Here is a 23,442-nt window from a genome sequence, read left to right as displayed (position 1 = left end):
AATCTGTTGCACGATATGTCCTTGTTGAATGAGGCGGCCTAGCGCAGCACGCGGCCGGTTTCAAAATCGATAATGCTGGACGGCTTGCGCCGCTTGCCAATGCGCCCCGGCAAAGTCAGCACACGTTGGCCGAACTCGCGTTGGCAAGCCCGCGCCGTCTTCAGCGATTTCTGCCCGGCACGGTTGGCCGACGTGGACACCAGCGCCATGCCAACACAGCGACACAACGCCGCCGCCTCGCCATGCGCCGTCACGCGCACGGCAATTTTGTGGTGTCGGCCACGCAGTGCGGGCGGCACCCGCCGCGCCGCTAAGCAGCAGAAAGGTATAAGGACCGGGCCAGTAGCGGGCAAGTTCCGCATACTGTGCCGCCGACAACGGCTGGATCAGGTGGCGGATTTGTTCGATGCTGGCGGCAATCACGATCAGCCCCTTGTAATTGGGGCGCGCCTTGATCGCCAGCACGCGGCGAATGGCCTGCACATTGAGCGGATCGCAGCCCGGGCCAAAGCAGGATTCGGTGGAATAGGCAATCACTCCTCCGGCCTGCAACTGCCCACGCAATTGCTGCTGTAACCCGGCCTTGGGCAGGCGCTGGCGGGAAAGTGGAGTGGGCCGCACGGACGTCATCGGATCATCACAAGCAAAAATAAAGGGGCTATTGTAGCCCCTCCCCGGCACGGCCATCACGCCCGGCGCGGTAAAAAACCGGCGCAGGCATGGTCCAGCGGGCCAGTGCCGTCCGCCTTACTTGGCGCGGTGCAGTGCCTTGTTGCCGATATCGCGGCGCAGCTGCTTGTTTAAGCAAACTCGATGTGGTCAGCCACGGCATAGGCTTTGCCCTGTGCCATTTTCACGCTGTCGCCCGGGCCCACCACACACAGCACGCGGCCGCCATTGGTGATGAGCTGCTTGTCGGCGTTGAAGGTCGTGCCGAAGCATGGAATACCACGGTTTCTTCGGTTTCCTTGGGCAGATGGCTGATCACGTCGCCCTTTTTCGGCGCTTCCGGATAACCAGCCGCAGCCAGCACCACGCCCAGCGCCACGCGGCGATCCCAATCGGCTTCCACCTGATCCAGCGTGCCGTTTACGCCGGCTTCCAGCAGCACGGTGAAGTCGGATTTCAGGCGCGCCATGATTGGCTGGGTTTCCGGGTCGCCAAAGCGGCAGTTGAATTCGATGGTGAACGGATTGCCGTCCTGATCGATCATCAAGTAAGCATAGAGGAAACCGGTGTAAGGATGGCCATCCTTTTTCATGCCCTGCACGGTTGGCAGGATGATGTCGCGCATCACGCGGTTGTGCACGTCCGGTGTCACCACCGGTGCCGGGCTGTAGGCACCCATGCCGCCGGTATTGGGGCCCTGATCGTCGTCCAGCAGGCGTTTGTGGTCCTGGCTGGTGGCCATCGGCAGCACATGTTCGCCGTCCACCATGACGATGAAGCTGGCTTCCTCGCCTTGCAGGAAGTCTTCGATCACCACGCGCGCGCTTAAGCATCGCCCATCTTGTTGCCCACCAGCATGTCGTCGATGGCGGCATGTGCTTCGTCCAGCGTCATCGCCACCACCACGCCCTCTAAGCGGCCGTGCCATCGGCCTTGATCACGATCGGCGCGCCTTTTCGGCCAACGTAGTCATGGGCGGCGGCGGCATCGGTAAAGGTTTCATAACCGGCCGTGGGGATGCCGTGGCGCTGCATGAAGGCTTTGGCAAAATCCTTGGAGCTTTCCAGCTGGGCGGCGTACTGCGTCGGCCCGAAGATGTTCAGCCCGGCGGCGCGGAAGGCGTCCACCACGCTTAAGCAGCCAGCGGGGCTTCCGGGCCAACCACGGTGAGTTCCACTTTTTCGGTGCGGACAAACTCGATCAGCTCGGGAATTGCCGTGATCGGCACGTTGGTCAGATTGGGGTCAAGCTCAGTCGCGGCATTACCGGGCGCGACAAAAACCTTGGAAACACGCGGCGACTTGGCAATACGCCGGCCGGGCATGTTCACGACCACCGGATCCGATTACCAGAACTTTCATGTTGCTTGTTCCTTGTTGAGTTTGCCGTGTCCGCCAGAGCGAACAGCTAAGCGATTATTCTAATCTGCCGCACCCCTGCGGGTACGGGCTAAAAACTGACATTCAACGCTTCCGGAAACGGATAGCGTCGGCTGTGGCGCTCCGGCAACAGCGACAGGTGGCGCGCGATGCGCTGCCCGTTAAGCATGCCGGACCACTGCACTTCCAGCGGATAAAACGGCAGGCCCGGCCGTGTGGCCAGCCGCCACTGTGCCTGCAGGTCAGTCGGCGGCGCACACTCCACGGCGCCGTCGACACAGGCACCACGGTTATCCGCCCGCGTTACCAGCTGCCCCATAGGCAAGATGGCGCCGCCAGCGGCGAGGAAAAATTCTGCCTGTGCCCACTGATAGCCCATGTGCAGATAGCGGCTTTCCACCACCCAGCCCCGGGCATGCGACCCCAGTTGCAGCATCCGCACCGCCGGGGCCATGCCCTGGCTGCCTGACTGGCGTTGCCGCTCGGAGCGCAGCACATAGCGCCCGCCCTGCAACTGCCACAGCAGCAGACGGCTGACACCGGGGGTGGCAAAGCTGTCTTCCCCGGCGTTGGCCGAAGCCTCGGTATTGGCGCTGAAACTGCCCAGCAGCCATTGTCCGCCCTGCGCGTCCGTTACCGGCAGCGGCGGGGCAAAACGGCCGAGATAGCGCAGCTGTTCGCCGCTTTGGCTATCCAGCGCGGCCAGTTGCCATTCGCCGGGAGCCGAGGCCGCGCGCATGGCGTGCTGCTGCCGATAGGCCCGCTGCGCCTGTTCGGCCAACCTTGTCGGGCTCGGAGCCGCCATGGCCGGGACCATCGGCGGCATCCAGTACAGATAGCCGACCAGCCCCGCCACCAGCGCGAAACACGCCGCCCACCACAGTCTGGATTTGAGTCGTGGGCGAGGCATCGGTCAGCAGCGCCTGATTCAGAACTGCCAGCGCAGCCGGTAAACAGCACGTTGCCGTTGCCCTTGCCACCCGGTACATAGGTGGACTGCAACGCCGCCCGGCCATATTCGATCGACACCAGCGGCAGGATCACCGGAATCGGCGCATAGCTATAATCCTGACGGGCGGTCACGCCGGCGGTAAAGCCGAGACCCAGCCGCCAGTCGCCGCCGGGGCGCCAGATTTTCTGGTAGCCATAACCGGCGATCGGTTCCATCTTGTGGTGCGAATCGGCAAACACCATGGCATACCGGGCATGCCAGTTGCCGTTGTCGTCAAAGCGGTACTTGCCCGCCCCGAGACCCCACGGGTTTTCGTTGTAACTGTCGATCTTCTCGCGCGTGTAGGCCGAGCGGTTGTGCCGGTATGCAGCGGCACATACAGTTCGTACTGCTCGGAACGCCAGGTTGTCCGCGCGGTGTCACGCAGGCCATCCCACCAGCTGCTGGCGGTGCTGACCATCGACGACTGTTGCGCTACCGGCGCCGAGGCGGTGTCGCCCTCTGCCCTTGCCGGGCTACTGGCGGTCATGGCCAGCGCAGCGGCCAGCGTCAGATTGATACGGCAATAGGTTGCCAAGAGTTTCCCCACCTTGCAAAAACCATGCTGCCAAACTGCCGTTGGCGGCCTCTGCACGAGGCCGCCAACACGGCTGTTCACATTCTGGCCGCCACAGCGGCGGCCGATAACCGACGACTTAGTGACGGAAATGGCGCACGCCAGTCAGCACCATGGCGATGCCATGTTCGTCGGCGGCAGCAAACACTTCTTCGTCACGCATGGAGCCACCCGGCTGGATGATGGCCTTGATGCCCTGTTCGGCGATGACGTCGATACCGTCGCGGAACGGGAAGAAGGCATCACTGGAGGCAACCGCGCCTTGCAGGCTCAAGGGCATCCTGCGCCTTGCGGGCGGCGATACGGGTGGAATCCACGCGGCTCATCTGGTAGGCGCCGATACCGGCGGTCTGGCCATTCTTGCAGAACACGATGGCGTTGGACTTGACGTACTTGGCCACGCGCCGGGCAAACAGCAGGTCGCTCAGTTCCTGTTCGGTCGGCTGACGCTTGGTGACCACGCGCAGTTCGTCCAGGCTGACATTGCGGATATCCGGCGTTTGTACCAGTACGCCGCCGCCCACGCGCTTCAGCTCGTAGCGATTGGCGCCGCTTTCCAGCGGGATTTCCAGCACGCGCACGTTTTTCTTGGCAGCGATGATGGCCTTGGCTTCTTCAGTGAAGGACGGGGCAATCAGCACTTCCAAGAACTGGCCGGTCACGGCTTCAACCGTCGCGGCATCTACCGGGCGGTTGAAGGCGATGATGCCGCCAAAGGCGCTGGTGGTATCGGTGGCAAAAGCCAGCTTGTAGGCCGACAGCGTATCGGCGGCTACGGCCACGCCACACGGGTTGGCGTGCTTGACGATGACACAGGCCGGGGCGTCGAAGGTCTTGACGGCTTCCCGGGCGGCATCGGAGTCAGCGATGTTGTTGTACGACAGCTCCTTGCCCTGCAGCTGGCGGTAGCCGGAAATGGAACCAGCCGCCGGGTCCAGATCGCGGTAGAACGCGGCGGACTGGTGCGGGTTTTCGCCGTAGCGCATGTCCTGCACCTTGACGAACTGGGCGTTCAGGCGGTTCGGGAACGCCACGCGTTCCGGCTTGCCGGACAGCGTGCCTTCGGCCGGCTGGTCAGGTAGTTGGAGATGGCACCATCGTAGGCAGCGGTATGGGTAAAGGCTTTCTTGGCCGGCTAAAGCGCGTGGCCTTGGACAGCTTGCCGCCGTTGGCTTTCAGCTCTTCGGCCAACGTCGGGTAATCGGCTGCATCGGTCACGATGGCTACGTGCGCCCAGTTCTTGGCTGCGGAACGCACCATGGTCGGGCCGCCAATGTCGATGTTCTCGATGGCGTCTTCCAGCGTGCAGTCCGGGTTGGCGATGGTGGCTTCAAACGGGTAGAGGTTGACGCAAACCAGATCGATGTTGCCGATGCCGTGTTCGGCCATCTTGGCGACATGCTCCGGCAGATCGCGACGGCCCAGAATGCCGCCATGCACTTTCGGGTGCAGGGTCTTGACGCGGCCATCCAGCATTTCCGGGAAACCGGTGTAGTCGGAGACCTCGGTCACCGGAACGCTTCCGCCAGCATCTTGGCGGTGCCGCCGGTGGAAAGGATTTCTACGCCGAAGCCGGCCAGTGCACCGGGCAAATTCCAGAACACCGGTCTTGTCGGATACGCTGATCAGCGCACGTTCGATCTTGGTCATGTTTTTCTACCGCTCGTCACAAAGTTCAAAAACAAAAAACGGGCCGTCCTTGTGGGGCGGCCCATTTATCTTCATATCAAATCATAAGACTTCATTTTTTTACGCAGGGTATTGCGGTTAAGCCCTAATAACTCGGCCGCCCGGGTCTGGTTACCCTGCGTGTGCGTCAGGACCACTTCCAGCAGCGGCTTTTCCACACACGCCAATACCATGTCGTAAATGGCAGATGGCAATTCGCCATCCAAATCACGGAAATACTGCTCCATCGCCAGTCGAACCGACTGCGAGATATGTTCGTTATTCTGCATGGTTATTGTTCTTTATCCGGCGCCTTGGCGCCCCACCTCGTCAGACTGCACTGACACCCTGCGCCATGGCGTGGTGCCCTTCCACGTATTCCAGCCGCTCCGATTGCGCGGCCAGCCGGTCGAAATAGCTACCGCCTGACGCTGATCGGCGGTGCTTTCCAGCTGGTACATCGCCTGACGGAACTCGTTGGAACCGCGCAGTCCCTTGGTGTACCAGGCGATATGTTTGCGCGCGATGCGGCAACCAGAGTATTCGCCATAAAACCCGTACAGATCGTCCAGATGTTCCAGCAGTACATGGCGGATGTCCTCTACCGCGGGCGACGGCAAGCGCTCGCCGGTATCGAGATAATGCTGAATTTCACGAAATATCCATGGTAGGCCCTGCGCGGCGCGACCGATCATGATGGCGTCGGCGCCGGTGTAGTCCAGCACATACCTAGCTTTTTCCGGCGTATCGATGTCGCCATTGGCGATCAGCGGTATGCCGATGCTATGTTTCACCGCGCGCAGGGTGTCGTACTCTGCCTCGCCGTGATACAGGTCTTCCCGTGTGCGGCCATGCAAGGCCAGCGCGGCAATGCCGCAGTCTTCGGCCAACCTTGCCACACGCAGCGCGTTCTTGTGCTCGCGGCACCAGCCGGTGCGGGTTTTCAGCGTGACCGGCACATCCACGGCCTTGACCACCGCTTCCAGAATGCGCGCCACCAGCGCCTCGTCACGCAGCAGCGCCGAACCGGCGGCCACATTGCAGACTTTCTTGGCCGGGCAGCCCATGTTGATGTCGATGATCTGCGCGCCCTGCTCGACGTTCAGGCGCGCCGCCTCGGCCATCTGCGCCGGATCGGCACCGGCAATCTGCACCGAAATCGGCTCCACTTCGCCGCTGTGGTCGGCCCGCCGCAAGGTCTTGGCCGTGGTCCACAACGCCTTGTTGGAGGTGATCATTTCCGACACCGCCATGGCTGCTCCCATCTTCTTGCAGAGCATGCGAAACGGCCGATCCGTTACCCCGGCCATGGGTGCCACGATCAGCCGGTTTTTAAGCGTGTACGGACCAATTCGCATTTTGAGTCAGGGGCATAGCGCAAGAAAGGGCCGCCATTGTATAGCTTTTTGCGCGGGGGGTAAAAAACTTTTTGCTTATTTTTTGAGCAGGGTCGATAGCTGAAAGAAATCAGCCGCTCAGCCATGCAAAACGGCCGCATCAGCGGCCGTGGGAAAGGGGTGGGAAGTCAGTCGATAAGCCGGGTTTTGTCGTTGGACAGTCATTCCTCTAGTCCTGCCGTTACCGACAGGCTCAAGCAACCTACCCGGGGACAACGCGAGCCACGTTAGCGCCCCCCTATTTGGTCTTGCTCCGGATGGGGTTTAGCCTGCCGTCGCGTGTTACCACGGACGCGGTGCGCTCTTACCGCACCTTTTCACCCTTACCTGATCTCCCGAAGGAGCCATCGGCGGTTCAGCTCTCTGTTCCACTTTCCGTCGCCTCACGGCGCCCGGCTGTTAAGGCCCAAGATCCTGCTCTGCGGAGCCCGGACTTTCCTCCCCGCCCGAAGGCGCGGCGACTGTCTGGCTGACTTCCCGGCGCGATTCTACCCTATTCGGGCCGAGGCGCGGCAAGCGATTACGCCTTGCTCAGTCAAAACGCAGGGTATAACGCGTTTCCGCCGACCCCACCGTGCCCGCGCGCAGCACCAGCGACCAGCTCTTGCTCAACTGATAAGCCAGCTTCACGGCCTGATGCGCACTGGTAACGCCGTATTCGTAGCCCAGATACAGTTCGCGGGTCAGCTGCCGCCCGACTGTCACCACCTGCTCGGCCGGACTGACCGTGCCATTGGCCAGCGTGCGCTCCTTGCGGCTGGCCACGCCCAGATCATCGAACAGGCCGATTTGCTCGTTGAGCGAACCGGCCAGCATCATGCCGAGGCCGCCAGCGCGTTGTCGTCACGCTGGCTGCTGGCAGCGTGGCCCAGCACCAGATAGGCCAGTTTGTCCTTGTCCGACATGGCTTCGTCCGCCACCAGCCGCACGCGCGGCGACGAAACCGAGCCGGTCACTTCCACCCCGGCGCCCACCGCCGACAAGCGCCGGTTGGCGCGCACGTTGAGCGTCGGGTTATCCAGCGGCCCGGCAAAGGTGATCACCCCGGTCTGGATGTCCAGCTCCTGACCATAAGCCTTGTAGCGCCCCTTCACCACCTTGACCTGACCGCGGGCCGCCGGTGCCTGCCCCGGGCTGGAGGTGACGCGCACCATGCCGGTCAGTTCCACATCCAGCCCCGGCCGGTAAAGCGGAAACGATCGCCCAGATCGAGATCCAGCGCCACGGTGATTGGCAGGCTGGCAAACGCCGAAGGCTCGGCCGCCACACGACCTTTGACGATGACATCATCACCCAGCGTCGGCGTGCCCTGCTTGGGCAGATCCACGCGGCCCTGATCAGCGCGCAGGTGGCCGCTCAGGGAAATCTTGCGGTTGACGAAGGCCAGATCGGTTACGCCGGAGACCACCAGTAGGCGGTTGGGCCGATCGAACACGCTAAAGCGTGTCAGCGTGACGCGCACAGTGGCGTCCGGCACGTTGTCCTTGAGATCGAGCACGCCGTTGGCCACCACCTCGCCCTTGCCGCCGCCAAAACGCAGGCGTTCCAGAATCAGTAAGCGGCCATCCAGCCGCCCCTGCAATTGGCCATCGCCCAGCCGAATGCCGGTCTTGTGATCGGCCAACAGCAGCTGCTGCCCACTCAGCCCTTGCAATTGTGGCTGGGCCAGCGGGCCGGAGAAGGCAAGGTTGGCCGAAAGCTGGCCGCCCAGTTGCAACGATGGTCCGGCCAACGGCGCCAGCACCGCCAGCACCGCCAGCGACGGCAGATTGAGCTGCAACGTACCGGCCAGCGGGGTGCGACCATCGGGCAACGTGCCGCGCCATGGCAGGGAGCCGTTGGCCGCCAGCGTACCGTACTGGCTATCCAGCGCCAGTGTGGCCGCCGCGCGGCCGTTGCCCAGTTGCAGTGCCAGCGCGGCCTGCTTCAACCCCAGCGCCAACGGGTGATTCGACTGGCCCGGCAGCCACACATCCCCGGCGCTGCGGCGCAGCTGCAGGTGGCCGAGCGGGCCGTAGCCAAACGACCAGTCGCCATCCAGCACCAGCGACTGTTGCAGCGGCAGCGGCCACCACGCCGCCAGTTCCGCCAGATGCAGGCCATTGGCCTGACCACGGCTGGAGACATTGCCGTTGGCGCTGCGCAGCCATTCGGCCAACTGCACGCTGCCACCCAGCGCCACCCAACGGGCATTGGCCAGACGCTGCCGCGCCGGGCCAATTTCCAGCGCCGCCGGGGCCAGCAAGCGCACCCCCGGCGTACCCGTCAGCGTCAGTTTTTCCAGCGTGCCGCGCCATTGGCTCGACGCCGCCGGCAGGCCGCCACTGGCCGCCAGCGCCAGCGTGTAGGCATGAGCATCCAGACGGAAGCGGCCATCCAGTTGCAGGCGATGATGCAGCCGCTGACCATCCGCCCGGGCGTGCAGCTGCTCCACCGCCAGACGGCCACTCTGCACGCCGCTGGCATCCAGCAGCAACTGGAACGGGCTGGCGGCATCGGCCTTGAGTTCACCGCGCAGCGCCAGCGACGCCACCGCCAGTTGCCCCGGCAAGCGTAACTGGCTGGCGCGCAGGTTGGCCGAAACCAGCGGCAGGGCTGGCGTACCGGCCAGCTCGGCCTGACCTTTGACCACGCCTAGCAAAACCCGGGCCCAACAACCCCAGCGCTGGCGCATCGATCAGCAGCCGCAAGCGGTCGCCAGCCTTGCCGTAAGCGCCATTGGCCTGCAACCGGTTACTGGCCAGATGCAGATCGGCATTCAATTGCTGCAAGCGTCCCGGTGTCAGCACCAGCCGCGCCTGCCCGGCCAGTGGCGCGCCGGACAAGCGACTGGGCGTAAATTGCAGCGCCAGTTTGGCGGCCAGCGGTTCGGCCAACTGGCCGCTGCCCACCAGCGTGGCGTTCAGGTCGCCCACGGGCAAATTGGACTGCCAGCGCGCCGGGCTGAGATGCGCCAGCCTTGCACGCTGAAGCGACGCGTACCGGCCAAACCCAGCTCGCCGTTGACGCTCAGGCTGCCCGGGCCGTCGCGCAGTTCCAGCAGCGAAACCCGCAAGTGCGGCTCGCGCCCGCTACGCACCAATCCGACACGCGCCTGCGCCTGCAAACGGCTGCCTTGCAATCTGGCTTCCAGTTGCGGCGCGTTCAGCGGGCCAGCCACATGCAACTGGCCACTGACCGTATCCGCCGGTGCAGCGCGGTGCAGCGCGGGCAAACTCAGCCGACTGATCAGCGCTTGCAGGTTGAGGCGCCGCCCGGTCAGTTCGCCGGAGAGCGCCACGCTGCCGCCCGCCAGCGTGGCACGCAGGTTCTGCCAGCGCAGCGTCTGGCTATCGGCCTGAAAATCGCCGACTAGTAACGACAGTGGCAGTTGGCCACTGCCCAGATCGCCCGGCTCGGCGTTGAGCAACGCCAGCCCGCCCTTGAGCCGGTCGCCCGCCGCCGGTTGCGCCTGCAAAGCCAGGGCTCAGGCGGCCTTTCGGCCAACTTGGCAGGATGGCTTGCGGGTTGATGCCACCAACACGCACATCCAGTCGGGAAAACTTGTGAAACAGCAGCGGGGCAAACGGCTGCCATTGCCCCTGTACCGTGGCCAGCATGCCACGGCCTTGCAGCTGGCCGTTGGTGGTCAGAGCCAGCAACGAACCGGACACGCCCAGTTGCGCCGACAGCGCCACGCCTTCCAGTTCACCCTGCAGGCGCAACGCGCCATGAGTGGCAAACGGTGTGGCGGCGCCCAGTTGCCAGCGGCCACTGGCCTGCCCCCGGGCGAGCCCAGCCGGGTCAGTTGCACATCATGCTGCTGGCCGTCGTAACGGTAGCGGCCTTGCAAGTCATACAGGCTGACATCGGTGGGTTGCAGCGTCAGGCTGGCCACCCGCCAGCGCTCCAGCCGTACGGTCAGCGGCAAGGCCAGTGAGCTGGGGGCCGTCAGCGGCGGGGCATTCGGATCACTGCGGCTGGTCAGCCGCACATGGCCGACATTCAGCTCGCGCAGCCACAGCTCACCATGCCACAGGGCCGACGGCTGCCAGTTGAGCGTCAGGTTTTCGATATCGACATCGGTAAACTGGCTGCGCCAGCGCACGCCATCCAGACGAAAGCCGGACCACAGGGTGCCGTGTACCGTCTGCACCGTCAGCGCCTGCCCAGACAAGCGGCCAATGCCTTGCCACAGCCGGACGAAACCGGCGCGGCTAGCGGTAAGCCAGGCCAGCGTGAGGCTGCACACCAACAACAGCATGGCGGCAAGCAGCACATAACGGCGCCAGCGGCGCGGTTTGGCCGTCGGCGCCGGGGGCGGCGCGTCGCCCGGTGCCGGGCTGGCGTTCCCGGGGTTGGCCGAATCGGGTAACGTCGTCATCAGAACACCAGCCCCGGGCTCATGTGCCAGCGGATTTTGTGATCGCGCTCGCTCTTGGCCAGATCAAACGAGAGCGGCGCCAGCGGGCTCATCCAGCGCGCGCCGATACCGTTGGCGCGTTCCAGTTGAAAGCTGTTCCAGTTACGCGCGGCATTACCGGCATCGCTGAACAACGCCAGCGCCCAGTCACGCGCCACCGGTATCTGGTATTCCACGCTGGCGGTGGCCAACACCCGGCCGCCCAGCACCGAGCCATTTGGCCCGGCCACGCCCAGACTCTGGTAATCGTAGCCGCGCACGCTGTTGGCGCCACCGGCGCGGAACAACCGGGTGGAGGGCACCTGATCCACATCCTTGGCCCACACCTGCCCCAGCTCCAGCCGCCCGACCCGGGTCCCCCAGCGCGGCACCGGCGTCCAGTACGCCGCCGCCCGGCTGTAACCGCGCACGTAGCTGGTATTGGACAGCGCATTGCCCAGCGTGCCGGACAGGTTGACGTCCAGCAAGGTGCCGCTGCGCGGACGCAGCACATCGTCCACGTCACGCCGCGTCCAGCCGAATACCCCCACCAGCGCGCGGGTGTTGTTGTCGATGACACCATCCACCTGTTCGCGTTCCTGCAGGTATTCCAGCCCGACGCGCGCCTCGATCTTGCCGCGCGTGCGCACGCGCCAGATCCCGGTATCCAGCGCACGGGTCTGCACGCCCTGCACATCGGTATCCTTCAGCGCCAGCGTGACGGAATGGCCATAGCCATCGGCCTGACGCGGCAAGGCAAGGCCAAACGAGACGTTCTGTTCGTTCTGCTTCCAGTCCAGCAGTACCGAACCGGTCAGACCACGGCGAAAGATGTTGTAGTAGTCGTAACCCAGCCGCACCCCCGGCCCTTCCTCGGAGTCGTAAGTCAGGCCCAGCTCCAGCTTCTGGCGCGGGAACTCGGTCACTTCCACCTCCACCGGCACGCGGTTGTTTTCGATCTTGCTCATGTCGGCATTGACGATGGCCGAGGAGAAATGCGGCGCCTGCTCCAGCGCCGACTGGTAATCGGCCAGCTTTTGCAGCGAATAGCCGTCGCCCTCATGAAAGTCCGCCAACCCGCTGGCCACCTTGACCGGATAACGGCGCATGCCCTGCACGCTAAGTTGGCCGAACTCGATGCGCGGTCCGCTGTCGATATCCACACTCAATTGCGCACGGCCGGTCTGCGGGTCGATATTGGCCTGATGCACGGCCAACTTCGCCAGCGGAAAACGGTCAACCGTCAGCAGACGCAACACCCGGCGCTTGCTGCTGTCCCAGTCACTCTGGCGGAACGGCGCGCCCATCGGCAGATCCCGGGCTTCCAGCACCGCCGCCAGCCGGGTCTGGTAATCCTCCTCGTCACGGATCGGCCCCAGCAGCCGCACCGTCACGTCGTCCACCAGCACCGGCTCGCCCGGCCGTACCGTCACCAGATAATGATGGGCCGACTCGGTCTGCACCGTCACCTCGGCATGGAAATAGCCCTCGGTTTCCAGCAGCTTGCGCGCCTCGTCCGGCGTATCGTGCAGCAACGCCTGCAGCTGCCCCTCGTCCAGCTCCGGGTCGTCACGGTTATTCAGCAGGTCGAGTTGATCCTGCAGTAGTGACGCCAGCGCGGCGGGCGCGTCGATGCGCACCTCATAGCTCACCTTGCCCCGGGCGGGCGCGGTGGCAATGAGCAGCAGTAAAGGGAAAAAGAAATGGCGGGGTGACATGATCCGTTTCATCAGGCTTCGGACCGATGTTATAGAAACTCGTTCAGCCTGACGAGGCAGGGTGTCATAAAAAACGGCGGGAGAAACTCCCGCCGACAAACTCCGATCGAACTACCGGAACAACCTCTTACAACTTGTAATTGGACAACTCGGCAATCTGGCGTTGTGCCAATTCGTCCAATCGCACCGCGCTGGCGGCCGTGTGCTGGGCAGCGGCGCTGGATTCTTCCGACATCTGCGCAATCTTTTCCACCTGCACCGAGATATTGTTGCTGGCCTCGCCCTGCTGGCTGATGGCGGCGCTGATCTCGCTGACGCGGTGCGCGGTATCGTCCGACGTCATGCCGATGCGACGCATGGCATCGTTGGCCGCATCGGTACGGCTCACGCCGGAGGTGGCGCGTTCGGACGCCGCCTGCATCTGCTCGGCCGCCTGATGCGAGCGCTCCAGCATGGTCGAGATGATGCCGGAAATTTCCTGCGTCGATTTGGTGGTGCGTTCGGCCAACTTGCGTACCTCGTCGGCCACCACGGCAAAGCCGCGGCCCTGCTCACCGGCACGCGCGGCCTCAATCGCTGCATTCAGCGCCAGCAAGTTGGTCTGGTCGGCAATTTCGCCGATGATGCCGACAACGGTAGTCACCTGCCCGCTAAAGGCTTCCAGCTCCTGAATGCTCTTGGCCGAAACAGTCACCGACTGGGCAATCTCGTGCATGTCCTGAATGGTCTGATTGATGATCTCCGAGCCTTCCTTGGCCAGCTGACCGGCTTCGGCCGACAGATCATGCGTTTGCCGGGTCTGGTCGGCCACGTGGTTGACGCTCACCGTCATCTGTTCCACCGTGGCGGCCATGTTGGCCGAAGCCTCGCTTTGCGCCGCAGCAGCGGTCGACACCTGATCTGCCGTTTGCGACAGCGCCTGCGATGCGCTTTAAGCCCACCTGCTGCGCCTCGTCGTAAATGGCCTTCAGGTTGGTCTGCAGTTTATCCAGCAATTTGTTGAACGCATCGGCCGAGCGGCCCAGTTCGTCCAAGGTGGTGATTTTCATGCGCTGGGTAAAATCCAGCGACTGGCTGATCTCTGTCATCAGCGCGGAGAAACGTTCCATACGATGGGAAATCATGGTCGCCAGCTTGTAGCCCGGCCCGCCACAATCAGCAGCAACACAATCACCGCGCTGATCAGAGTCCATTTGGCGCGCTGGTACGACGCGGCGTTTTCCTTGCGCAACTGCTCGCCCAGCTGGAAATTGTAGTCGATATGATCATTCAGCCCCTTGGTCAGCGCCTTGGCCGTGGCATTGAAGTCATCGCTCATCAGCAAGGCCCGGGCGCCTTCCGTATCGTTGGCGTAGGACTTGGCCAACAGAGCATCAACCCTCTGCTCAAACAGCTTCATGTTGGCCTTTTCCTGCTCCAACAGCCGCTTGTCTTCCGGGCTCATCACCAGCGGCTCGTATTCCGCCGTTTTCTTGTCAAACTTGGCTTTCAATTCGGCTATGCTTTGCTTCAGCTTTTCCTTGTCGGCCGGGCTGCTGACAATCAGATGGTTACGCACTTGCACGCGGGTATTACTCACCGCCGAACGCGCGTCAATCAGCAGCTTGATGCTGGGCGTAACATTACTCTGCAGAAACTCGAACCGGTCCTGTGCCGCCCCAATGGCCCAGATACCATAGCCACCAATCCCCACCAATGCGAGCAACGCAATCAACAGCGTCAGCGTAATGCGGTGAGCAATAGACATACCCTCTCCTAACTAGCAAGTGAACGTTGCAACCCCAGTGCGGCCTGCCATGACACGGTACTTAGTACCGTCCAGACCGCGATTCGTAACAATTTATTATTTTTTAGATAACTATCTTGGTTTTTATTCGCATCGGATAATGCGAGGTGCGTTACCATATCAAATTTCAGCATTGATTGTTATCAATGAATGTGATTTTTTAATGAAAAATTTGAAAATTTGGGCTATGTAGCCGGTAACGAGCCACTCAAACCGGCTTACCAGAGCAGGTCAGGCCAACCGGTCCACGCAGACCGAACAAAAAAAATCGGCCCTCCATAGCGGGAGGGCCGATGTCATGCTGCCGGGAAAAGGCGCGAGGTTATTTCTTGCGCTGCGGTGGCAAATCCGTGCAGCTACCGTGCGCCACTTCTGCCGCCATGCCGATTGATTCACCCAACGTCGGATGGGGGTGAATGGTCTTGCCGATATCCGTGGCATCACAACCCATTTCAATCGCCAGACACAGCTCGCCGATCATGTCGCCAGCGTGGGTACCGACCATGGCACCACCGATGATGCGGTGCGATTCGGCATCGAAAATCAGCTTGGTAAAGCCTTCGTCGCGGCCATTGGCAATGGCACGGCCAGACGCGGCCCACGGGAAGACCGACTTTTCGATCTTGATGCCGTCGCGTTTGGCGCTTTCTTCCGTCACGCCCACCCACGCCACTTCCGGATCGGTATAGGCCACGCCCGGAATCACCCGCGCATCGAAATAGGCCTTCTCGCCAGCGCAGTTTTCTGCCGCCACATGGCCTTCATGCACCGCCTTGTGCGCCAGCATCGGCTGACCCACGATATCGCCAATGGCATAGATGTGCGGCACGTTGGTACGCTGCTGCTTGTCCACGTCGATAAAACCGCGCTCGCCCACCGCCACGCCAGCCCGTTCGGCGGCAATCAGCTTGCCGTTGGGCGCACGTCCGGCCGCCACCAGCACCAGATCATAACGTTGCGGCTCGGTCGGGGCGTTTTCGCCTTCAAAGCTGACATAAATGCCATCGTCCTTGGCCTCCACCGCCACGGTTTTGGTCTTGAGCATGATGCGGTCGAAGCGGTGTTCGTTCATCTTCTGCCATACCTTGACCAGATCGCGGTCGGCGCCCTGCATCAGACCGTCCATCATTTCCACCACGTCCAGACGGGCGCCCAGCGTGGAGTACACCGTGCCCATTTCCAGCCCGATGATGCCACCACCGATGATCAACATCTTTTGCGGCACGGCTTTGAGTTGCAGCGCGCCGGTGGAATCGACAATGCGCGGGTCCTGCGGAATAAACGGCAGGTTCACCACGCGGCTGCTTAAGCCGCAATGATGGCTTGGGCAAACTTGACCACTTGCTTGTCGCCGCTCACGTCCTTGCCATCGCCCTGAGTCAGCTGCACTTCAACATGGTGCGGGTCCGGGAACTGGCCGATACCGCGCACGATCTGCACCTTGCGTGCCTTGGCCATGCCAGCCAGACCACCGGTCAGCTTGGCGATCACCTTTTCCTTGTAACCGCGCAGCTGGTTGATATCGATCTGCGGCGCGCCAAAGGTAATGCCGTTGGCGGCCAGATGCTTCACTTCGTCGATCACCGCCGCGTTGTGCAGCAGCGCCTTGGACGGAATGCAGCCCACATTCAGGCACACGCCACCCAGCGTGGCGTAGCGTTCGACAATCACCACCTTCAGGCCGAGGTCGGCCGCACGGAAGGCGGCGGAATAGCCACCGGGGCCACCGCCCAGCACCAGCACGTCACACTCCAGATCGGCACTGCCGCTATGGCTGGCGGCGGTCGGTGCCGCTACGGGTGGCGCAGAAACTGGCTGCGGCGCGGGGGCAGGGTTGGCCGAAACCGGGCTGGCCGTTGCCGCGGTGGCGGCGTCGATCACCACGATCACGTCACCTTCTGACACCTTGCCACCCACGGCAATTTTCACTTCCTGTACCACGCCAGCCGCTTCGGCCGGAACTTCCATGGTAGCTTTGTCGGTTTCCAGCGTGATCAGGCTGTCGTCCTTGGCGATGACATCCCCGGCTTTGACGAACACTTCGATCACGTCCACATTGCTATGACCGCCAATGTCCGGGACTTTCAGTTCAATCAGATTACTCATGGCTCACATCCATGTAGGGCGGGCGGCCTCAACGACCCTCCGCCAAAATTCGGCTCTGTTGCGCAGGCAACCGGCCCGTCTGAAGCTGACCAGACAGGCCGGACAACCCCGTCACAGCATCAAACGACGCACATCGGACAGCAGCGTGCCCAGATAGACGGTGAAGCGCGCGGCAGAGGCGCCGTCGATGACGCGGTGATCGTAGGACAGCGACAGCGGCATCATCAGGCGCGGGGCAAATTCCTTGCCGTTCCACACCGGCTTGATGGAGGACTTGGAAACCCCGAGGATGGCCACTTCCGGCGCATTGATGATCGGCGTAAAGGCCGTGCCGCCAATGCCGCCCAGGCTGGAAATACTGAAGCAGCCGCCCTGCATGTCAGTCGGCAGCAGTTTGCCGTCGCGGGCCTTCTTGGCCAGCGCGGCGGTTTCGGCGGCAATTTCGGTCAGCGACTTTTTGTCCGCATCCTTCACCACCGGCACCACCAGCCCGTTTGGCGTATCGGCGGCAAAACCGATATGGAAGTAATGCTTGAGCACCAGATTGTCGCCATCCAGACTGGCGTTGAATTCCGGATACTTTTGCAGCGCCTTGACGGCCGCCTTGATCAGGAACGCCAGCGGGGTGAGCTTGACGCCCTCGGCCTTGAGTTCCTCCGCCATGCTCTTGCGGAACGCTTCCATCTCGGTGATGTCGGCTTCGTCAAACTGCGTGACATGCGGCATCATCACCCAGTTGCGCGCCAGATTGGCACCGGAAATCTTCTTGATGCGCGACAGCGGCTGGCTCTCGATCGGACCAAACTTGGCGAAATCCACCTTCGGCCACGGCAGCAGGTCCAGCCCAATGCCAGAACCGCTTGCGGCGGCAGGCGCCACCACTGCCGGGTTCTGCAACGCACCTTTGACAAAGGCCTTGACGTCGCTTTCGGTAATGCGGCCCTTGCGCCCGGTGCCGGACACACGCCCCAGATCGACGCCCAATTCGCGCGCCAGCTTGCGCACCGACGGGCCTAAGCATGGGCCTTGGCAAAGCTTCGTTAATGACTGCAGCCGCCGGGGCCGGAGCCACCACCGGTGCCGGGGCAGACGGCGGAACCGGTGCTGCCACGACAGCAGGTGCCGCGCTGACCGGGGCGGCCACAGCGGCAGGGTTGGCCGAAACGGCCGCGCCAGTCGCTTCCAGCACTACGATCAGATCACCTTCGCTGACCTTGTCGCCCACCTTGGTTTTGACTTCCAGTACACGCCCGGCCGCCGTCGCTTAGCGACTTCCATGGTGGCCTTGTCGGTTTCCAGCGTGATCAGGCTGTCGTCCAGCTTGATCTCGTCGCCCACCTTGACCGCCACTTCGATCACATCCACATCGTGATGGCCGCCGATATCCGGCACATGCACTTCCACCCGGCCGGTTGCCACCGGGGCAGGCGACGCAGCCACTGCCACTTCCGCCACGGCAGCGGCGACCGGGGCAGCGGCGGCCTGCGGAGCCGCCTGTACCTGCGCACCCACTTCGATCAGGGCAATGACATCGCCTTCCGACACCTTGCTGCCAACGGCAATTTTCACTTCCTTGACCACACCCGCCTGCTCGGTAAGCACTTCCATGGTGGCCTTGTCGGTTTCCAGCGTGATCAGGCTATCGTCCAGCGCCACGGTCTGGCCCGGCTGGATAAACACTTCGATCACGTCCACATTGTGGTGCCCGCCGATATCGGGCACTTTCAGTTCGATCACATTACTCATATCTGTGCATCCCTTACGGTCGCCGTTGTGCGGCCACCGTTCATGCTATTGGCTAGGAAACCCGGCTTCGGCCAACCCGTGCGTAACGGGGTTGGCCGAACGCCCGGCCCGATCAGGCTTTCCGGGACGGCAGCGTGTCGACGTTGATGCCGTATTTGCTAATCGCTTCCTGCACCCGCGCGGCGTCCAGCTTGCCCTCGCGTGCCAATGCCGACAACGCGGCGACGGCCACGTGGTAACGGTCCACCTCGAAGAACGAACGCAAGTTGCTGCGGCTGTCCGAGCGGCCAAAACCGTCGGTGCCCAGCACCACGTAACGGCCCGGCACGTATTCGCGGATCTGGTCGGCGTAATTGCGCACGTAATCGGTTGCGGCCACAAACGGGCCACTGCGCCCCGCCAGTTGCTGCTCGACAAACGACGGACGTGCCGCTTCAGTCGGATGCAGCAGGTTGTAACGCGCGGTTTCCATGCCGTCGCGGCGCAACTGGTTGAAGGAGGTAACGCTCCAGATATCGGAGGCAATGCCAAAGTCGTTACGCAGCAGGTCGGCCGCCGCCATCACCTCGCGCAAGATGGTGCCGGAACCCAGCAGCTGTACTTTGACGGCAGCCTCACCGCCATCCTGCAACAGGTACATGCCCTTGAGGATGCCTTCCTCGGCACCTTGCGGCATGGCCGGGTGGTGGTAGTTTTCGTTCATCAGCGTGATGTAATAGAACACGTCTTCCTGTTCCATATACATGCGCTTCAGGCCATCCTGCAGGATCACCGCCAGTTCGTAGGCAAAGGTCGGGTCGTAGGTCAGGCAGTTGGGGATCAGCCCGGCCTGAATGTGGCTATGACCATCCTCGTGTTGCAGACCCTCGCCGTTCAGCGTGGTGCGGCCAGCGGTGCCGCCCAGCATGAAGCCGCGCGCACGCATGTCGCCCGCCGCCCGGGCCAGATCGCCAATGCGCTGGAAGCCGAACATCGAGTAGTAGATGTAGAACGGAATCATCGGGATGCCGTTGTTGGCGTAGCTGGTGGCCGCGGCAATCCAGCTCGACATGGCGCCCGGCTCGTTGATGCCTTCCTGCAGCATCTGGCCGTCTTTGGATTCCTTGTAGAACATCAGCTGGTCGGCGTCCTGCGGTACGTAGTTCTGGCCTTGGGTAGACCAGATACCATACTGGCGGAACATGCCTTCCATGCCGAAGGTACGCGATTCATCCGGCACAATCGGCACGATCTGCTTGCCGATGTTCTTGTCTTTCAGCAACAACCCCAGCATGCGCACAAACGCCATGGTGGTGGAGAACTCGCGCTCGCCGGAATCGCCCAGCTGGCTGTCGAACACGTGCAGGCCCGGCACCGCCAGCGGTGCCTTGATCGGCCGACGCGATGGCATGTAGCCGCCCAGCGCGCTGCGTCGCGCCCGCATGTACTGCATTTCCGGGCTGTCTTCGGCCGGACGATAGAACGGCACGTTTGGCAGGTCTTCATCCGAGATGGGGATACCGAAGCGGTCGCGGAATTTGCGCAGGCTGTCCATATCCATCTTCTTGGCCTGGTGGGCGATGTTCTGCGCCTCACCGGACAAGCCCATGCCATAACCCTTGATGGTCTTGGCCAGAATCACGGTCGGACGGCCGTTGGCGTTGGTCGTGGCCTCATGGTAGGCGGCGTAGACCTTGTGCGGATCGTGGCCGCCACGGTTCAGCGCCCAGATGTCGTCGTCCGACATGTGCGCCACCATCTCGAGCAACTCCGGATACTTGCCGAAGAAATGCTCGCGCACGTAGGCACCGTTCTTGGATTTGAAAGTCTGGTAATCGCCGTCCACGCATTCTTCCATGCGTTTCTTCAACAGGCCCTTGCTATCCATCGCCAGCAACGAATCCCAGCGACTGCCCCAGATCACCTTGATGACGTTCCAGCCGGAACCGCGGAAATCGCCTTCCAGTTCCTGAATGATCTTGCCGTTGCCGCGCACCGGGCCATCCAGACGCTGCAGGTTGCAGTTGATCACGAAAATCAGGTTGTCCAGACCTTCACGGGCCGCCATGGAGATGGCGCCCAGCGATTCCGGTTCGTCCATCTCGCCATCGCCGCAGAAGCACCACACCTTGCGGCCCGGCGTGCGTGCCAGACCACGGCTTTCCAGATACTTGAGGAAACGGGCCTGATAGATGGCCATCAGCGGGCCAAGGCCCATGGATACGGTCGGGAACTGCCAGAAGTCCGGCATCAGCCACGGGTGCGGATAAGACGACAGGCCATTACCGGCCACTTCCTGACGGAAACTGTCCAGCTGATCTTCGCTCAGACGGCCTTCGAGGAAGGCGCGAGCATAAATCCCCGGCGCGATGTGGCCCTGCAGATAAAGCAGATCGCCATCCTGTTCGTCGGTCGGCGCACGCCAGAAATGGTTGAAGCCAACGTCGTACAGCGTCGCCGACGACTGGTAACTGGCGATATGGCCGCCCAGCTCCGGTTTTTCTTGCTTTAGGCGCGCAACACCATGGCCGCGGCGTTCCAGCGGTTGATGGAACGGATGCGATGTTCCATTTCGTGGTTGCCCGGAGATTTTTTCTCCTTGCCCACCGGAATGGTGTTGACGTAAGCGGTGGTGGCATCAAACGGCAGATAGGCACCACGACGGCGCGTGCGCTCAACCGGGGTATCCAGCAGGAAGTGGGCACGTTCGGCCCCTTCGGCGTCCAGCACCGATTCCAGTGCTTCGGTCCATTCCCGGGTTTCCAGCGGATCAATATCGTCAGGGAAGGTTGCAGCCATCTCTCATCCTCACATCAATGTGACCTCGGGTCACCGGACGTAACCGGGCCCGTATTGTTCTAGCCGGTTCGCGGTCGAACCGACAACGTTCATTGCTGATTATAGTCGAGCAATTTATTCATCTATATTTTCGTTTTCGAACATATAGCGGATTCTTAGCGAGTGTAAAGTGTGACGAGTTCGAAAAGGAATAGGCAATTAGGGTTTTCACTCGAAAACTCCTGTTTTATTCAAGATGATGCGGCGCACCATGTTGTATTTTTGAGATACCTCAGCATTATTGACCTATCTTGCCGCTCTGGGCTTTTTCGTCTTTCAGCAGTTTTTCCACTTCGCGCAGCCGGGCCTCGATGGATGAGCGCAGGTAAAAATCATTGCCCTTGGCCTGTCCGGCCAGCTGGTATTGCTCCAGCGCCGGGCCATAGCGCTGTTCGTAATAGAACGCGTTGCCCAACGCCGCGTGATAGCGCAGATCGTCGCGGTCGGCATACAGGCTGGCTTGACGCCGGTACAGGCTGGCATCGCCGGGCCGCCGCTCCAGCTGGCGCCGCACGGCCACCAGCGCCTCGTCGCGCGCACCGCTATCGATCAACACGTCAATGTCGGCCAACTGCAAGGCCGGGTTCTGCGGAAAGGCCGCCAAGCCACGGTGCACTGCGCGCCGCGCCGCGGGCCAGTTGCGCGCCTCGCGTTCGATGGCCACTTCCAGCGTAAACAGCATCGGATGCGAGGCCAGCCGCCGCCGGGCCTCGGCCAGATCACTGCGCGCGCTTAAGCCAGATCGTGTGCCGCCAGACGTGCACGGGCCAAGCCATACCACTGTGCGCCTTCGTTCAAGAATAGCCGCCGCTCCAGCGCCGTGTGGTAATAGGCACTGGCTTCTTCCGGGGTTTGCCCGAGTACGCGGATTTTTTCGCGCACCAGCAGGTAGGTCAGGCTGTCCGCGCGCATCACCACCGGGTAGTCCTGCGCGCGGTTTTCCGCCTCGCTGATGCGTTCGGTCGTGACCGGGTGGGTGCGCAAAAAGGCGAAGGCCGCGTTGTCGCTGTAGCGGTTGGCCTTGTCCAGCCGGGCAAAGAACATCGGCATGGTGCGTACGTCATAGCTAAGCCTTGGCCAGATATTGCATGCCGACACGGTCGGCCTCGCGTTCGAAATCGCGCGAATAGGTCAGCTGATTGGAAATGGACAACCCCATGCTAGGCCGACAGTGCTCCCATGGCGCCCTGACCGCCACCGGCGCGCGAAGCCAGAATCGCCGCCGCCACCGTGCCGTACCAGCAGCCACGGGCTGGTGGCGTTGCTCGCCGCCTGCATGCGGGCGATGTGGCGCTGCGCTTCGTGTGCGGTTTCGTGCGCCAGCACCGAAGCCAGTTCGCCTTCGCTCTGCGTGGCCAGAATCAGACCGCTGTGCACGCCGATATAGCCACCGGGCATGGCAAAGGCGTTGATGGAGTTATCGTTGACGGCAAAGTAGCTGAAGTGCCCGCCGGGCAGTTGGGCAAACGCCGCCAGCCGCCCGCCCAGTTCGTTCAGGTAAGCCGACACTTCAACGTCGTCCAGCATCTGGCCCGACTCGCGCATGGCGCGCATGACTTCGCGGCCGATACGGGCTTCATCCGCCAGCGACAAGGTGGCGTCGGAGACTTCGCCCAGATCGGGCAGATCGGATTGCGCCTGCACGGCGTGCGGCAGCCACAGCGCCAGCATGGCGGTCAGCAGAATATTCTTGAGCATGCCGTTATGATAGCCCCGAAGCCGTGAAGGTTGCATGGCACAGCGCAAGGTTGGCCGAAAGGGCGGCGACAGCAGGCGCAACAACGCTCAGATACAGTAGTCCGGCGACAGCGAACGGTGCATGGCCCGGGCGCTCTGGGTGGAGAGGAAGATGCGGCCATCGAAGCGGCGCGCCACGCCGGCGCGTTGCAGAACATCGGAAACCGGGCCTTTGACTTCGGCCAGATCAAAGCGGATGCCTTCGGCCGCCAGCGTATCGTCCAGCTGCTCCAGCATGGCCACCGCGCTGGTATCGACACGATTGACCGCGCTCATGATCAGCACCAGCCGACGTGTTTCCGGCGCCTCGGCGACATGTCGCAAGATGGCCAGCCGCACCTGACGCGCGTTGCCAAAAAACAGGCTCTCGTCCACGCGCAGGAACAACACGCCGGGCAGCCGCTCGACGTTGAAACGCTGACGATTACGAAAATGATGGGTGCCCGGCACACGGCCAACCTCCACCATGT

General features: G+C 62.5%; 15 protein-coding genes, 1 other RNA gene and 8 pseudogenes. All 24 read right to left on the bottom strand.

The annotated features are described in order from the left end of the window. Positions 1–38: 38 nt before the first annotated feature. A pseudogene (locus tag GKE73_RS27010) lies at positions 39–630 on the bottom strand (L-threonylcarbamoyladenylate synthase). 117 nt (positions 631–747) lie between these two features. Further along, positions 748–2,030, bottom strand: a pseudogene (purD, locus tag GKE73_RS10660) (phosphoribosylamine--glycine ligase). Between the two features lie 88 nt (positions 2,031–2,118). Next, positions 2,119–2,904, bottom strand: coding sequence for a hypothetical protein (locus GKE73_RS10655; RefSeq protein ID WP_230371560.1), 786 nt, complete (start codon positions 2,902–2,904; stop codon positions 2,119–2,121). Positions 2,905–3,056: 152 nt separating this feature from the next. Further along, positions 3,057–3,329 (bottom strand): annotated as a pseudogene (locus GKE73_RS10650) (lipid IV(A) palmitoyltransferase PagP); the annotation flags it as partial. A gap of 366 nt (positions 3,330–3,695) precedes the next feature. Then, positions 3,696–5,266 (bottom strand): annotated as a pseudogene (gene purH / locus GKE73_RS10645) (bifunctional phosphoribosylaminoimidazolecarboxamide formyltransferase/IMP cyclohydrolase). 71 nt (positions 5,267–5,337) lie between these two features. Continuing rightward, complete coding sequence (locus GKE73_RS10640) at positions 5,338–5,574, bottom strand: helix-turn-helix domain-containing protein (protein ID WP_230370012.1); 237 nt, start codon at positions 5,572–5,574, stop codon at positions 5,338–5,340. 12 nt (positions 5,575–5,586) lie between these two features. Continuing rightward, complete coding sequence (gene dusB, locus GKE73_RS10635) at positions 5,587–6,594, bottom strand: tRNA dihydrouridine synthase DusB (RefSeq protein ID WP_230371464.1); 1,008 nt, start codon at positions 6,592–6,594, stop codon at positions 5,587–5,589. 207 nt (positions 6,595–6,801) lie between these two features. Next, an RNA gene (gene rnpB / locus GKE73_RS10630) (RNase P RNA component class A) lies at positions 6,802–7,158 on the bottom strand. 54 nt (positions 7,159–7,212) lie between these two features. Next, a complete protein-coding gene (locus GKE73_RS23315; protein WP_280954881.1) occupies positions 7,213–7,500 on the bottom strand; it encodes a translocation/assembly module TamB domain-containing protein in 288 nt (95 codons plus the stop codon). Continuing rightward, positions 7,497–9,268: pseudogene (locus tag GKE73_RS27005) on the bottom strand (translocation/assembly module TamB domain-containing protein). The gene GKE73_RS23315 and the pseudogene GKE73_RS27005 overlap by 4 nt, the downstream one beginning before the upstream one ends. Further along, positions 9,189–9,596: a hypothetical protein gene (locus GKE73_RS25735; protein WP_376767332.1), complete on the bottom strand. Its 408-nt coding sequence runs from the start codon at positions 9,594–9,596 to the stop codon at positions 9,189–9,191. Before GKE73_RS25735 ends, GKE73_RS27005 begins: the two are co-directional and overlap by 80 nt. Then, positions 9,584–10,138: a hypothetical protein gene (locus GKE73_RS10615; RefSeq protein ID WP_230370010.1), complete on the bottom strand. Its 555-nt coding sequence runs from the start codon at positions 10,136–10,138 to the stop codon at positions 9,584–9,586. Before GKE73_RS10615 ends, GKE73_RS25735 begins: the two co-directional genes overlap by 13 nt. Positions 10,139–10,309: 171 nt before the next feature. Next, the gene (locus GKE73_RS10610) at positions 10,310–11,044 is read right to left on the bottom strand and encodes a hypothetical protein (protein ID WP_230370009.1); all 735 of its coding nucleotides are present in this window, start codon (positions 11,042–11,044) and stop codon (positions 10,310–10,312) included. Next, positions 11,044–12,792, bottom strand: coding sequence for an autotransporter assembly complex protein TamA (locus GKE73_RS10605; RefSeq protein WP_230370008.1), 1,749 nt, complete (start codon positions 12,790–12,792; stop codon positions 11,044–11,046). Before GKE73_RS10605 ends, GKE73_RS10610 begins: the two co-directional genes overlap by 1 nt. A 115-nt stretch (positions 12,793–12,907) precedes the next feature. Continuing rightward, positions 12,908–13,675, bottom strand: coding sequence for a methyl-accepting chemotaxis protein (locus GKE73_RS10600; RefSeq protein WP_230370007.1), 768 nt, complete (start codon positions 13,673–13,675; stop codon positions 12,908–12,910). Next, positions 13,563–13,904 carry a methyl-accepting chemotaxis protein gene (locus GKE73_RS10595; RefSeq protein ID WP_230370006.1) on the bottom strand — a complete coding sequence of 114 codons (342 nt, stop codon included), beginning with the start codon at positions 13,902–13,904 and terminating at the stop codon, positions 13,563–13,565. The genes GKE73_RS10600 and GKE73_RS10595 overlap by 113 nt, the downstream gene beginning before the upstream one ends. Continuing rightward, complete coding sequence (locus GKE73_RS10590; RefSeq protein WP_230370005.1) at positions 13,901–14,527, bottom strand: MCP four helix bundle domain-containing protein; 627 nt, start codon at positions 14,525–14,527, stop codon at positions 13,901–13,903. Before GKE73_RS10590 ends, GKE73_RS10595 begins: the two co-directional genes overlap by 4 nt. A gap of 361 nt (positions 14,528–14,888) precedes the next feature. Then, positions 14,889–16,672: pseudogene (lpdA, locus tag GKE73_RS10585) on the bottom strand (dihydrolipoyl dehydrogenase). 111 nt (positions 16,673–16,783) lie between these two features. Continuing rightward, positions 16,784–18,418: pseudogene (aceF, locus tag GKE73_RS10580) on the bottom strand (dihydrolipoyllysine-residue acetyltransferase). A gap of 112 nt (positions 18,419–18,530) precedes the next feature. Continuing rightward, positions 18,531–21,196 (bottom strand): annotated as a pseudogene (gene aceE, locus GKE73_RS10575) (pyruvate dehydrogenase (acetyl-transferring), homodimeric type). 277 nt (positions 21,197–21,473) lie between these two features. Then, positions 21,474–22,016: a tetratricopeptide repeat protein gene (locus GKE73_RS10570; RefSeq protein WP_230370004.1), complete on the bottom strand. Its 543-nt coding sequence runs from the start codon at positions 22,014–22,016 to the stop codon at positions 21,474–21,476. Then, positions 21,968–22,333 carry a M48 family metalloprotease gene (locus GKE73_RS10565; protein WP_230370003.1) on the bottom strand — a complete coding sequence of 122 codons (366 nt, stop codon included), beginning with the start codon at positions 22,331–22,333 and terminating at the stop codon, positions 21,968–21,970. The genes GKE73_RS10570 and GKE73_RS10565 overlap by 49 nt, the downstream gene beginning before the upstream one ends. A gap of 33 nt (positions 22,334–22,366) precedes the next feature. Then, on the bottom strand, positions 22,367–23,017 hold the full coding sequence (locus tag GKE73_RS10560) for a M48 family metalloprotease (RefSeq protein ID WP_230370002.1): 651 nt from the start codon (positions 23,015–23,017) through the stop codon (positions 22,367–22,369). Positions 23,018–23,020: 3 nt separating this feature from the next. After that, positions 23,021–23,440: a sodium-independent anion transporter gene (locus tag GKE73_RS10555; protein WP_230370001.1), complete on the bottom strand. Its 420-nt coding sequence runs from the start codon at positions 23,438–23,440 to the stop codon at positions 23,021–23,023. Positions 23,441–23,442: the final 2 nt, after the last annotated feature.

This window comes from Paludibacterium denitrificans (assembly GCF_009707705.1).
In the GTDB taxonomy this organism is placed as follows: Bacteria; Pseudomonadota; Gammaproteobacteria; order Burkholderiales; family Chromobacteriaceae; genus Paludibacterium_A; species Paludibacterium_A denitrificans.
Note: the sequence above shows the minus strand (reverse complement) of the source record. Positions and strands in the feature narration are given on the sequence as shown.